The 13,191-nt window shown below is 49.9% G+C and carries 9 protein-coding genes; 8 read left to right on the top strand and 1 reads right to left on the bottom strand.

Annotation, left to right across the window (positions count from 1 at the left end):
* The first annotated feature begins 96 nt into the window (after window positions 1-96).
* The 5 genes from NYE29_RS05345 to NYE29_RS05325 all read left to right on the top strand — a co-directional run bounded on the left by NYE29_RS05345 (window position 97) and on the right by NYE29_RS05325 (window position 5,786).
* Window positions 97-2,037, top strand: a complete 1,941-nt coding sequence (locus NYE29_RS05345; RefSeq protein ID WP_340894729.1) for an NAD(P)/FAD-dependent oxidoreductase — start codon at window positions 97-99, stop codon at window positions 2,035-2,037.
* Window positions 2,038-2,061: 24 nt separating this feature from the next.
* A complete protein-coding gene (locus tag NYE29_RS05340; RefSeq protein WP_340894727.1) occupies window positions 2,062-2,883 on the top strand; it encodes an acetoacetate decarboxylase family protein in 822 nt (273 codons plus the stop codon).
* A 55-nt stretch (window positions 2,884-2,938) separates the two neighbouring features.
* Complete coding sequence (locus NYE29_RS05335) at window positions 2,939-3,712, top strand: SDR family NAD(P)-dependent oxidoreductase (protein ID WP_038586158.1); 774 nt, start codon at window positions 2,939-2,941, stop codon at window positions 3,710-3,712.
* Between the two features lie 170 nt (window positions 3,713-3,882).
* Window positions 3,883-4,869: a Gfo/Idh/MocA family protein gene (locus tag NYE29_RS05330; protein ID WP_340894726.1), complete on the top strand. Its 987-nt coding sequence runs from the start codon at window positions 3,883-3,885 to the stop codon at window positions 4,867-4,869.
* 41 nt (window positions 4,870-4,910) lie between these two features.
* The gene (locus tag NYE29_RS05325; protein WP_340894725.1) at window positions 4,911-5,786 is read left to right on the top strand and encodes a radical SAM/SPASM domain-containing protein; all 876 of its coding nucleotides are present in this window, start codon (window positions 4,911-4,913) and stop codon (window positions 5,784-5,786) included.
* A 551-nt stretch (window positions 5,787-6,337) separates the two neighbouring features.
* On the opposite strand, the gene NYE29_RS05320 is transcribed toward NYE29_RS05325, so the two are convergent.
* The gene (locus tag NYE29_RS05320) at window positions 6,338-7,342 is read right to left on the bottom strand and encodes a LacI family DNA-binding transcriptional regulator (RefSeq protein ID WP_340894724.1); all 1,005 of its coding nucleotides are present in this window, start codon (window positions 7,340-7,342) and stop codon (window positions 6,338-6,340) included.
* A gap of 485 nt (window positions 7,343-7,827) precedes the next feature.
* Between NYE29_RS05320 and NYE29_RS05315 the strand changes: the two genes are divergently transcribed.
* The 3 genes from NYE29_RS05315 to NYE29_RS05305 all read left to right on the top strand — a co-directional run bounded on the left by NYE29_RS05315 (window position 7,828) and on the right by NYE29_RS05305 (window position 13,190).
* Window positions 7,828-9,189: an ABC transporter substrate-binding protein gene (locus NYE29_RS05315; protein ID WP_340894723.1), complete on the top strand. Its 1,362-nt coding sequence runs from the start codon at window positions 7,828-7,830 to the stop codon at window positions 9,187-9,189.
* Window positions 9,190-9,341: 152 nt separating this feature from the next.
* Window positions 9,342-12,263 (top strand): extracellular solute-binding protein, encoded by a 2,922-nt coding sequence (locus NYE29_RS05310; protein WP_340899614.1) that lies wholly within the window; start codon window positions 9,342-9,344, stop codon window positions 12,261-12,263.
* Window positions 12,264-12,317: 54 nt separating this feature from the next.
* Entirely contained in the window at window positions 12,318-13,190 is an 873-nt protein-coding gene (locus tag NYE29_RS05305; RefSeq protein ID WP_081966099.1) for a carbohydrate ABC transporter permease, read from the top strand.
* Window position 13,191: the final 1 nt, after the last annotated feature.

The raw sequence follows: 13,191 nt of genomic DNA, 5'->3' as shown, positions 1-13,191 counted from the left end.
AGTGCAATTTGCACTATAAAGAAGTGATTTTTGGCGCTTGTAAATATATTCACAAAGTAACTAGAGCCTTACACTATAGGTGGAGGTGCTAAGCAGATGAAATATGAGAAACTGTTTGCAGCAGGAAAAATAGGACGTCTTACCCTGAAGAACCGGATTGTAATGCCGGCGATGGGCACGTCACTGGCAGCGGCCAGCGGCGAAGCCTCGGATGAAATGATTGCCTTCTATGAAGAACGTGCCGCCGGCGGCTGCGGCCTGATTATTACAGAGATTACGCGGGTGGACAACGAAACGGGTGTGGGAACCCCCAACCAGCTGAATGCAAGTGATCTGTTGTTCGTTCCGCGGCTGGAGAAGCTGGCCAGAGCCGTACACCGCCATGACAGCAAAATCTTTCTCCAGCTGCAGCATCCCGGACGGCAGAATCACGGGCGGCTGATCGGCGGCAAGCAGATTGTGGCGCCTAGCGCAGTGATGTCATCAGCCATTGGCGAAATGCCCCGGGAGCTGACTACGGAAGAGGTTGAAGGGCTGGTGCGCAAATTCGTATTCGGCGCGGTTATCGCCCAGACTGCAGGGATCGACGGTGTGGAAATCCATGGTGCCCACGGGTATCTGATCGGGCAGTTTCTAAGCCCGCTGACCAACCTGCGGACCGACAAATACGGCGGTTCACTGGAAGGCAGAATGCGGTTCCTGAGCGAGATCGTTCAAGGAATCAAGCAGACCTGCGGGGCCGGATTCCCGGTATCCGTACGGATCGACGGGGATGAATTTGTGCCCGGGGGTATTACGCTGGAAGAAGCGCTGCTCACAGCGAAACATCTGGAACAGCTCGGTGTGGACTGCATAAATGTAAGCGCTGGCACCTATGAGTCATCAAATACGATCATTGAGCCGATCTCCTATCCGCAAGGATGGAAAAAACATCTTGCTGCGGCCATGAAGCAGGCCGTTCAGATTCCGGTGATTGCTTGTGATGTAATCCGCAAACCGGAGTTTGCCGAGAGCCTGCTCCAGGAAGGAAATACGGATTTCGTGGCGCTCGGCAGAGCCCAGCTGGCCGATCCGGAGTGGGGGAACAAGGCGGCAGAAGGCCGCGAAGCCGAGATCAGAACCTGCATCTCCTGCCTGTACTGTATCCAGGAAGTAATGGAGTGCAAGGTCATTAAGTGCGCCGTCAATGCGCGGGTAGGGCGGGAGCTTGAATTCGCCGAGCCGCCGCGGGATGGCGGCGGTAAGGTTGTGGCAGTGATAGGCGGCGGTCCGGCAGGCATGGAGGCTGCGCGGATTCTGGCGCTGCGGGAGTTCAAGCCGGTGCTGTTCGAAGCACGGGATGTGCTGGGAGGCAGCGTGGAGCTGGGCAGCCGCCCGCCGCTTAAGGAGAAGCTGAACTGGTTCATCGACAATATGCAGCATCAGCTGGAGCAGCTGAATGTGGATGTCCGGCTTTCGACGAAGCCTACGCTGGAGCAGCTGAAGTCGCTGAATCCGTATGCGGTATTTGTCGCTGCCGGGGCACGGCCGATTGTGCCTGCTATTCCGGGAGTGGATAAGGCAGCGGTCTGCACAGTTGTCGACGTGTTAAGCGGAGCTGCTGTAATCAAGAACAAGCGGGCGGTAGTGATCGGCTCGGGCATGACCGGACTGGAGACGGCGGAGTATCTGGCCGACCTCGGCAATCAGGTCACGGTAGTGGAAATGCAGCCGCGGGTTGGCCCGGATGCGTATCTTCCGAACCTGATTGACATTGTCACACGGCTGAAAAAGAGCGGCGTGGAGCTGCTGGCTTCGACGAAGCTGGTAGAAGTGCGGGACGGGGCCATTGTGCTGGAGAACAGCGCCACGGGTGAAACCTCAGTGAGGGAAGCGGATGCCGTAGTGCTGTCCATTGGAGTTGCACCTGAGCGTTCATTCACGGAAGAGCTCAAGCTGGCCCTGCCGAAGGTGAAGGTAATTGGCGATGCCGGCAAGCCCGGCAGAATCGGGCAGGCGATTCAGTCCGGCTTCGAGACAGCTTTTGTACTGAATTGATACTAAATAAAGGAGGATTCAATGATGGGGAGTTTTGTGAAAAGTTTTGCGGATATCAAGAAGTATGGAGGCAGACCGACTACCTTCTATGATGCAGAGATGCTTACGGTGTATTGGGAGACGAAACCGGAGATTATCGAACGCCTGCTGCCGAAGCCGCTGAAGCCTGCCAGCCGTCCGCTCGTCAATGCGTTTGTGGCCGACTATCCGGCAACGAACTTCTGCCCGCCTTACCGTGAAGCCGGGTTGTTCGTGCTGGCCGACTATAACGGACAGCTGGGCAACTATTGTCTGTCCATGCCGATTACAAGCGATATCGGTATGGCGATGGGCCGCGAGGTCTGCGGCCTGCCTAAGAAGATGGCCGATATCCGCATGAACAGCTCGGAACGTACCTTCGAAGGTGCGATCAGCCGGCATGGCGTTGACTTTTTCAACATAAAGGCCACTATGGAGGACCGCTTCAATGACGGCAAGGCCGGAGGGATTCTGGAGGAGTATTACGGCAAAGACATTCCTTTATACAACATCAAGTATGCCAATGCGGTTGACGGAAGCGGCTTTGATCTGATGCCTACGCTGGTGACCCAGCGGCTGGTCAGTGACGTCAAGGTGTATAAGGCTGCCGAAGCTTCGATTACCTTCCAGGAGTCTGAGCATGATCCATGGAGCGAGCTTGAAGTCGTGAACATGCTGGGAGCGGTCTATACCGTCAGCACGAATGTGCTGGAAAAAGGCAAAGTGCTGGAACAACTCAATCCGATGGAGTTCCTGCCCTATTGCTATCTCCGCTGGGACTGGTGGGAGAACAAGCTGCAGCCGGAACATACCCCATCGTCCATATAAGTCGAGAACACGGCATTATCAGAACAGGCTTACAAAACTATTAGGAGGGTTTACGATGAACAATCTTTTTGACTTAACGGGGAAAACGGCAATCGTGTCAGGCGCATCTAGCGGGATCGGTGTGGAGTTTGCGGAAATGCTCGCGGATCAAGGGGCTGATGTGGCGATATTGGCGAGAAGATATGACAAGCTGAAGGCGGTGGCTGAGAAGATCACGGCGAAGTATCCGGAACGCCGGATTATCCCGATCGAATGTGATGTAACCAAAGAAAACCAGATTATTGCTGCGGTTCAAAAGGTGATGGCCGAGTTCGGCAAAATTGATATCCTGCTGAACAACGCCGGTATCGTCGATTCCGTGCCGATTGAAGCACTGGAGGAGGAGGCCTGGGACCGGGTGCTTGATACCGATCTGAAGGGCGTGTTCCTGATGTCCAAACATGTTATCCGCCATATGAAGGAACGGAAATACGGCCGGATTGTCAATACCGCCTCCATGCTGGGGCTTACCGCTTCGGCGTCCATCCCTACCCATTCCTATAACGCGGCTAAGGGCGGAGTGATTCACCTGACCCGGGGTGTGGCAGCAACGTATGCGAAGCACGGAATTACTGTCAATGCGATTGGACCGAGCTTGTTTAAGAGTGAAATGACGGAGAATACGCTCTTTTCGGAGCAGGCTTTGAAAATGTACAACGCCGTATGCCCGATGGGCCGTCCCGGAAATCCCGGTGAGCTGAATGGAGCCGTGCTGTATTTTGCCTCGGATGCTTGCAGCTACACTACCGGGCAAACGTTGTTCGTTGACGGAGGCTGGACGATTATATAATTTAAAAGTGTTGTGAGGAGAAGCGCCTGCATTTATGCAGGTGCTTTTTTTCACATAGTGATCCTATCAGAATTTGTCGGAAATTACCCGTTAAAAGTGGACATGACCACCCTGACAGTGAGAAAATAGCATATAGAGATTAGTGAGAACAAAAAAAGGACGGGATCATCATGACAATTCGATTCGGGGTCGTAGGCACCAACTGGATTACAGACCGCTTTGTTCAGGCCGGACTGGAAAATGAGGAATTTCTCCTTACAGCCGTACATTCCCGCACAGAAGAGAAGGGCCGCGCTTTTGCCGCCAAATATGCGGGAGCTGCCATTTACACAGATCTGGAGGCGATGGTCTCCAGCGGCGAAGTGGACGCCATATATATCGCCAGTCCCAATTCCATGCATGCCGAACAGGCGCTGGTGTGCATGAACCATGGCAAGCATGTGATATGTGAGAAACCGGCCGCTTCCAACAGCACAGAGCTGCGGGCGATGATTGAAGCTGCGAACAGCAATGATGTGCTGCTGATGGAGGCAATGAAATCAACCTTCATGCCGAATTTCGGCGTTATTAGAGACAACCTTTACAAGCTGGGTCAAGTGCGGCGGTATTTCGCCAGTTATTGTCAATATTCGTCGAGATATGATGCATACCGGCAGGGAACGGTGCTGAATGCTTTTAATCCGGAATATTCGAACGGCTCGCTTATGGATCTGGGCATTTATTGTCTGTATCCGCTGGTGGCATTGTTTGGCAAGCCTGATTCGATTAAGGCTACGGGCATTATGCTCTCTTCCGGAGTGGACGGGGAGGGGAGTATGGTTATGCGCTATGCCGATATGGATGCGGTTGTCATGCATTCCAAGATTACCGATTCCTATTTGCCTGCCGAGATTCAGGGGGAGAACGGAACGATGGTGATCGACAAGATCAACCAGCCCTATCAGGTCAAGATTCATTACCGCGACGGTACGGTCGAGGAGCTTACGCTGCCGCAGGTATTCGAACCGATGTATTATGAGGTGCAGGAATTCATCCATCTGCTGAGGAATGGACACCGCGAGAGCAACACCAACAGCCATGCCAATTCGCTCGCGGTTGCGGAGGTAATGGAGGAAGCCAGAGCACAGATCGGCCTCCGCTACGCCTCGGATCTATAGTTGAAACCGCTGGGATTACAGAGGGAAAAGGGGAGCAGAACTTGAAGACTTTCAAAAAGGTGTACATCGAGATTACAAGCGTCTGCAACCTGGCCTGCAGCTTCTGTCCGCCCACGGAGCGGCAGAAGAATTTCATGAAGCTCGACACCTTTAATAAGATTCTGGACGAGATCAAGCCACATAGCAGTCATATCTATCTTCATGTCAAAGGCGAGCCGCTGCTGCATCCGAAGATCGGCGAGCTGCTGGACGCTGCCCACGCCAAAGGCTTCAAGGTCAACATTACGACCAACGGCACGCTGATCCATAAGGCGGGGCCGAAAATTCTCGGCAAGCCGGCGCTTAGGCAGATGAACTTCTCGCTGCACAGCTTCGACGGACATGCTGGCTCAGAGAACCGCGAGGGCTATCTCCGGGAGATCATTTCGTTCGTGCGCGAGGTTTCTGCGCAGGGTGTGATTATCTCCTTCCGGCTATGGAATTTGACGGAGGATAACCTGACCAATCTGGAACGAAGCCGCAACCGCGAGACATTGGCCTTGCTGGAGGAGGCGTTTCAGCTGGATTTCAAGATTGAGGAGAAGGTTATGCCGGGCACTGGCGTCAAAATCGCCCCGCGCATCTATCTCAACCAGGACCATGAGTTCAGATGGCCTGCCCTGCACGAGCCGGAGGACGACGGCAAAGGCTTCTGCCATGCGCTGCGCAGCCAGGCGGCGGTGCTGGTCGACGGCACGGTGGTGCCGTGCTGTCTTGATGGCGAGGGTGTCATCAACCTCGGCAACATCCATGAGAAGCCCTTCTCCGAGATTGTCGAGGGCGAGCGGGCGAACAACCTGTTCTACGGCTTCTCCCGCAGGGAAGCCGTAGAGGAGCTGTGCCGCAAATGCGGGTACCGGCAGCGGTTTGGAACTTAAGCTTTTGTAGTTGCTGTATCCAAAAAAGAGAACCGGGACTTTCCGGTTCTCTTTTTTGGATGGAACAAAGACGTTTAACTTATATCTGCTAGGACTGGAGGAACGGTAGTGTCTGCCTGAAAGCTTTCCGAAGGAAAGCTAGCATCGAAAGCATAAGCAGTCTTCGGGTTTCTACCGCTTATAGCGATTAAAATCAAGAAATTTGAAGACAACAGCGGCCGGAAGTCCAAATATTCACCGTAGTTGCGACTGGAAAGTGTATTCCTGGCTCTGAGTACAAACGGATCGAGTTGCACTTATTTGGGGCTTTTAGCCTGTTACAGGAGGACAACGGACTCCAGCGCAGTTATTTCTCCCTGATGGCCATTTTTAGATAGAATGCAGAGCTGATAAGGCCGTCTGGGTCCGCAAAAGAGAACAAACAGGGGTTTTACTCTCCATAGCGTCTCCTGAGTCCGTTACGAGTAAACGAACCCGCCGCGGGCTTTAGGGACCCTACTTTCAATACTAAATCCCTGCTTCCCCAGAGCTCTTCATTTTGAAGACACGCTCTAGTCTTTGAGGATCACATCTGCCTGTATAAGTGTTTTTTCATAACTCGTGCCTGGATTGAGGATTCTCCACAGCAGCTGATCTACAGCTCTTGTACCAAGCAGCTCCTTATTGACATTAACGGTCGCCAGGAATGGTATGGAAGGGTGCGTATTATCAAAACCGGTAAACACCAAAGTGTCGGGTATAGCCATGCCCATAAATTCGATCGTCTCCATGGCGAACAAGGCGTAAATATCGTTTGCGCATACAAAGACCTCGGGCAGTCCGTGTTCGGTAATGGCAGCCGCGAAGGTTTCTCTGAAGTTATCAATTTCGGGTCCGTTAAGTGAAGGGACCTGCTTAAGTTCGATATCGTTATCTTCGAGTGCTGCCCGAAAGACAAGGAATCGTTCATAAAAACTATGGGCATCACGTATGTTCCCAAGGAATTGATAGTCCCGGTAGCCCTTATTAATGACAAAGTTCATCATTTCTTTCATGCATGACGGATTATCGGTAAAGATGGAATCGCAATGAAAGCTGGGGTCGGAGTGATCCACCATCATGACCGGAATGCCCAGACTACGAATCTCTACCAGAATAGGTGTTGAAATGGAACCTACCGTAATCACACCCATGATCGCTTCAGGGTTAAGAAGAGAAAACATCGAGTCGTCTTTAGGTTCCGTTAATGTTAATACGTTAATGCCCCGCTGATTCAATCTGGAAGAGATACCGCTAAATACCGGTCCCCAATACAAAGATTCCGGATTCTGGTAGCGGATGTTTGGAAATAAAACAAGAACTGTGCCAGACCATTTGCGGGCATCCAGCTCGACCAGCTCGCCTGGAGTTTGCGCAGACTTAGAGTCTTTAAAGTAACCAAGCTGTCCGGCGGCCTTGAATATCGTATCTCTCGTCTGTGAACTGACTCCGGGTTTGCCGGATAATGCCCTTGACACTGCAAATTTCGACAGCCCCGTAAAATCAGCTATGGATTGGATAGTTACTTTACGTCGCATACAAATCATCCTACTTTAATCAGATTATTTTGTAATTCCCGAAGACAATTACATTACAATTTTACATGAAGAATGAGTGGCTAACACTTGTTTTTTTGGATTTGGTTATTCGCTTCCTTCGGGATGGTTTTGTTATTTTGTTTCAGGGCTATATTTTTGCTTAGTGTTTTTTAAAATTGTTATTTTTGTTATGTAAAATATAACATTGTTATTTATAATGTACAAGCTAATGACTTATTTGCGATATAACTTGTCCTATTTCATGGAAAAAGTGAGATTATGGATAAAAGATGATTGACCGTTTTCTTGGCTGGTGGTAATATTTGTTATGTTAAGAAAAACAAAATACAATAACAAATAAAGGTGGTGTTCCAAACAAACGTAGGAAACTGTGCTTCTGTTATTTTTTTATGCAGTCGTGTAAGCGCTTTATCCAGAAGGGGACAGCACTGACGTATTCATATCATTAACGGGAGGTTTGACGAATGAGAAAGATAAAGGGGTATTCAGTTTTATTATTATGCTTTGTTTTTTTACTTACCGCCTGCAGTGGCGGAAACAATGCTGCCAACAATACAAAAGTAAATGCGACTACTGAGCCTGCAGCTACAGAAGCAGCGGTAGAAGCAACAGCAGAAGCAACGGCAGCGCCGGTTGACATGGGCGGACGTGTAATTAAGGTAGCGGCTTGGTGGGACCTGAAGCCTGCAGGCAATTCTGCTTCCGAGAAGGAACGGCTTGCCAAAATTGCTGAAGTAGAGAAAAAGTATAACTGCAAGTTCGAATTTGTAAATGTTCCTTTCGAAGAGTTCATGCCTAAATTCACGGCTACCGCGCTTACGGGTGAGCCCTTTGCCGATATCGTTATTATGGAGTACAACTCGGCATGGCCTGCAATCCTCAAGGGACAGCTGCTGAAAGTAAGCGAATATACTACAGCTGCTTCCAATATCAACAATGAAGCCAAACTACTGGTTAAGGCACCTCAAATTGCAAACGAGTTCTATGCCTTCGCTGAACCCGGCACCGGCGGTGCGGGCCTCCATTACAACCGCGATTTGTTCAAAAAACTGGGGCTTCCCGATTTGCAGGAGCTTTATGCCAATGGACAATGGAATTGGGATAAATTCATTGAAGTTGCCAAACAAGCTACTAAGGATACGGATAATGACGGTAAAATCGACACTTATGGATTCTCGGGCTGGGCTATCGATATCCTGCGTAACTTCTCCGCAGCTAACGGTGGGAAGATTGTGGATGAAGCCACAGGTACACAAGGTCTGACTGATCCCAAAGTCATTGAAACCGCTGAATTTATAAACCGTTTGTACAACGTTGAAAACGTTGTCAAAGTCAAAGGATCAGACAAAGTTGGCTATGACGAATTCAATACCTTCAAAGATGGCGATGTAGCGATGTTCCCGGCTCCGATTTGGAATTTGGGAGATTTGACTTTCGACTTCGGTGTTGTTCCGTTCCCGAATGGACCCTCTGGCTCTCCTGAGCTTACCTATGCTGATAACGGCAAAAATGCATTTTTCATTCCTAAAGGCGTAAAAGATCCACAGGCTGTCTACCAGGCTTTCGAAGATACCTATGACATTACTCAAACCGGAGATTTCCCGAGCCAAGAGTGGCTGGAAAGCATCTACACTCATGAAGAAGATGTAGCTATGATGCATGAGCATATCAACAACACAGGCCAGATTCTTTTGGAAACCGCTTACCCGGAATTCCCGACCACCAATTTCATGAAGGACATTATTGTAAACAATCAATCGGTTACAGCAACAGCCGAGAAATATAAGCCAGAGGCGGAGGCTTCCATTGCCAAGCTAGGCAAGTAACAGAAGCGGTTCGTATCGTCATAAGAACAGGGGGATGTCTTGGCGGCTCCCCCTGTTGTATGAATATAAGATTTCACCACAGCACGTAAGCTCTCCCGTAAAAGGGGGATAACCGCTTGCGCTTGTAAGGAGGACTTCTGGTGATAAGTAAAATGCGTCAATCCAAAATGGCCAAGAATATAACGCTTGCTGCAATGGCATTGTTGATCACGCTTCCGGCAGGCTTAAATGTACAGGTAGATGCAAGTGCGCAAGCAACGTCCGCAGTGGAGCAAGTACCCAATGAAACAACGGCTACAGTGGAGACAGCGGCTTTTAATGAGCATAAATACGTAACCTATTTAACCGAACATGAGGGGGCTTCCAGACCTGATCAAGAAATTGTACTGGAGGCAGCTAATTATAGTCATGTTGAGGGCAACGGCTTCGAGAAGCTGCCGGATTACGAAGGCATGGCAGGCCAATCTCTATTAACGGGGGAAACCGGCAGGGTCGAATGGAATGTTCAAGTCGCGGAAGAGGGCTTCTATAATTTATCCATGCTGTATTATCCCGTTGAAGGGAAAAGCTCAGCGATTGAGCGCGCCTTATATATTGACGGCAAGCTCCCTTTTCGGGAAGCAGCTTTCTTGCAGTTTGACCGTATTTGGGTTGACCAATTGGATCAGCTGGTTCAGGACAATCAGGGCAATGATCTGAGGCCAAGACAGATTGAGAAACCGGGCTGGAGCGAAAAAGCGTTCCAAGACTCCAACGGCTATGAGAATGAGCCCTTTTTATTTTATTTCTCTAAAGGCTCACACACGATAACTTTGGAATCTTCCAGAGAACCAGTCGTTCTTAAGCAGTTGAAGCTGTTTAAGCAAGCGGAGCCGCTGCCTTATAAGGAAGTAAAGAAGCAATTGGATGCCGATGGTGTTCAGGCTTCAAGCGGTCAGCTCCTGAGGATCGAGGGAGAGGATGCGGCTGCCAAATCATCGCCGACCTTGTACCCGCTTAGCGAGCGTTCCAGTGCCGCGGTTCATCCTTACAGTTCTTCCAAGATCAAAATCAATACCATAGGCGGGCTGAATTGGCGAATACCCGGCCAGTGGATTGAATGGGTAATTGATGTCCCTGAGACCGGATTATATAAAATGGCCTTTAAGACACAGCAAAATTATGTCAGGGGGATTTATTCCACCCGGAAGCTGACCATAGACGGAGTAGTGCCGTTTGAGGAAATGGCAAAGGTTCCTTTTCGATATAAAAGCTCCTACCGGTTGGACATTATGGGTGGGGACGAACCCTATTTATACAAGCTGGAAAAGGGCAAACATGTTGTGAGGCTTGAGGTAAGCCTTGGCGAGTTCGCCCCTTTGATTCGCGAGGTAGAGGACAGCCTGTACAATCTCAATTCCATGTACCGCAAGATCCTGATGATTACGGGAACCAAGCCGGATGAATACCGTGATTACCAGCTGGATAAAAAAGTGCCTGACATGCTTGAGGTGTTTGGTGCCGAACGGGACCGGTTAACCGGGATTGCCAAGCAATTGGTCCAGTTGTCAGGACAATCGAGTGATCAGGAAGCGCTGCTCAAAACAATGGCACAGCAGTTGGGCGAATTAATTGATGATCCGGACACCATTCCAAGAAGACTGGCCGCATATAAGACGAATACCGGAGGACTTGGAACATGGGTACAGACAGCAAGAGAGCAGCCGCTTGAAGTAGATGCGCTTTACTTAGCTTCTCCCGATAAGAAGTTTCCCAAGAAAGGTATGGGTTTTGGCTCGAAGTTTAAGCATGAGACCGCTACCTTCTTCGCTTCCTTCTTTACCGATTACAACCAAATCGGAAATGTGTCGGAAGAGGATGACCAGAAATCAGTAACCGTCTGGATCGGAAGCGGACGGGATCAGGCGAATACGATGAAGGCCATGATTGATGAGACATTCACATCCGCCACGGGCATTAATGTCAACCTGAAGCTCGTCAACATGACGACATTGCTTCCGGCTACCTTAGCCGGGCAAGGGCCCGATGTAGCGATGCAGATCGGCAATGATCTGCCTGTTAACTTTGCAATGCGCAATGCGGCGGCAGATCTGACACAGTTTGCAGACTTTGATGAAGTGAGCAGCCGTTTCCGGGAAAGCGCAATTGTACCTTACAGATATGACAGCGGAGTGTATGCCTTACCTGAGACCCAGACCTTTAATATGCTCTTCTACCGGAAGGACATTTTGGAGGAGCTTCATCTGCAAGTGCCTCAGACTTGGGATGAGGTATCTACATTACTTGCTGTGCTCAGTAAGAACCATATGCAGTTTGGACTGCCGGTTGTGGTTCAATCCGCAGTCCAAGGGCAGAACATCCCGCCTAACTCGATGTACGCCGCTCTCTTATTTCAGAATGGCGGACAATTTTACCGGGATGGCGGACAGGAGTCAGATCTCGATTCGCGGACCGGGATGGAAACGTTCAAGCAATGGACGGAGTTTTACACCGATTACAAGCTTGAACGTGAATATGACTTTGCCAATCGGTTCCGCACAGGAGAAATGCCTTTCGGCATAGCCGATTACACACTGTATAACCAGCTTTCTGTATTTGCTCCGGAGATTCGGGGGATGTGGGGCTTCGTGCCGATCCCGGGAACTGTGCAAACAGATGGCACCTTGGACCGGACGGTATCCAGCGGGGGAAGTGCTGTCGTGATGATGGATAAGGCCAAAGATAAAGAGGCGTCTTGGGAATTTATGAAATGGTGGACGAGTGAAGAGACGCAAACGGTGTTCGGACGTGAGATGGAAGGGTTGATGGGGGCGGCAGCCCGTTATCCGACCGCTAACATCAAAGCGTTGGACAGCTTGCCTTGGCCCGTTGCCGATTATGAAAATTTGAAAGCCCAGTTCGAGTGGGCCGAAGGTGTTCCTGAAGTTCCGGGCGGATATTTCACGGGCAGACATTTATTCAACGCTTTCTACAAAACGGTAGTCGGCGGCGTGGAAGCACGGGAATCCATTATGGACTATGTCCAATATATTCAGGACGAAATCACCACCAAACGGAAAGAGTTTGGTCTATAGCGGTAAGGAGGAGGGTCAAGCGTGCAAAATTGGTGGAGCCTGAAGTGGCGGGAAATGAGAGCCAATAAGCATTCGTATATTTTGATGGCGCCGTATATGATATTGTTCGCCGTATTTACGGTCTTGCCTGTCTTGGTCTCGATCGTGCTTAGCTTCACATACTTCAATATGTTGGAGTTTCCGAAGTTTATAGGCTGGCAGAACTATACCCGCTTATTTCTGGAAGATGACGTCTTTCTGATTGCCCTCAAAAACACACTGTTATTCGCAGTGATCACAGGGCCGATTAGTTATATCGCCTGTTTTGTTTTTGCCTGGATCATTAATGAGCTGTCTCCAAAGCTTAGAGCTGTAATGACACTTGTCTTTTATGCGCCTTCAATTTCGGGCAATGTCTATTTCATTTGGCTCATGATCTTCTCCGGGGACCGGTATGGAATCATGAACGGATTATTACTGAAGTTTGGCTTTATCCTGGAGCCGATCCAATGGCTCAAAACAGAAGGCTACATTATGCCTATCATCATCCTTGTTCAATTATGGCTCAGTCTCGGAACAGGGTTCCTCACGTTCATTGCAGGCCTGCAGACCGTGGATGGAACGTTATATGAAGCGGGAGCTGTGGACGGGATCAAAAATCGCTGGCAGGAGCTTTGGTACATCACCTTGCCTTCCATGCGCCCGCAATTGATGTTCGGTGCCGTTATCCAGATAACGACCGCGTTTGCCGTAGCTGATGTTTCGATTGCGCTGGCAGGGTTCCCGAGCGTGAACTATGCAGCGGAAACCATCGTCACACATTTGATTGATTTTGGCACAACCCGATTTGAAATGGGCTACGCTTCAGCTATTGCTACCGTGTTGTTCTTGATCATGGTTGGATCGAACCTAATTGTTCAAAAATTGCTTAGAAAGGTGGGTGAATAGA

The organism is Paenibacillus sp. FSL M7-1046, from assembly GCF_038007405.1.
In the GTDB taxonomy this organism is placed as follows: domain Bacteria; phylum Bacillota; class Bacilli; order Paenibacillales; family Paenibacillaceae; genus Paenibacillus_AQ.
This window is presented reverse-complemented; position numbering and strand designations above follow the sequence as displayed.

What these genes read in the sequence shown, in the direction of transcription:
- NYE29_RS05335 (WP_038586158.1), top strand. Translation starts at nt 2,939, where the DNA reads ATGAACAATCTTTTTGACTTAACGGGGAAAACGGCAATCGTGTCAGGC.
- NYE29_RS05320 (WP_340894724.1), bottom strand. Translation starts at nt 7,342, where the DNA reads ATGCGACGTAAAGTAACTATCCAATCCATAGCTGATTTTACGGGGCTG.
- NYE29_RS05305 (WP_081966099.1), top strand. Translation starts at nt 12,318, where the DNA reads ATGAGAGCCAATAAGCATTCGTATATTTTGATGGCGCCGTATATGATA.
- NYE29_RS05340 (WP_340894727.1), top strand. Translation starts at nt 2,062, where the DNA reads ATGGGGAGTTTTGTGAAAAGTTTTGCGGATATCAAGAAGTATGGAGGC.
- NYE29_RS05315 (WP_340894723.1), top strand. Translation starts at nt 7,828, where the DNA reads ATGAGAAAGATAAAGGGGTATTCAGTTTTATTATTATGCTTTGTTTTT.
- NYE29_RS05345 (WP_340894729.1), top strand. Translation starts at nt 97, where the DNA reads ATGAAATATGAGAAACTGTTTGCAGCAGGAAAAATAGGACGTCTTACC.
- NYE29_RS05330 (WP_340894726.1), top strand. Translation starts at nt 3,883, where the DNA reads ATGACAATTCGATTCGGGGTCGTAGGCACCAACTGGATTACAGACCGC.
- NYE29_RS05310 (WP_340899614.1), top strand. Translation starts at nt 9,342, where the DNA reads ATGCGTCAATCCAAAATGGCCAAGAATATAACGCTTGCTGCAATGGCA.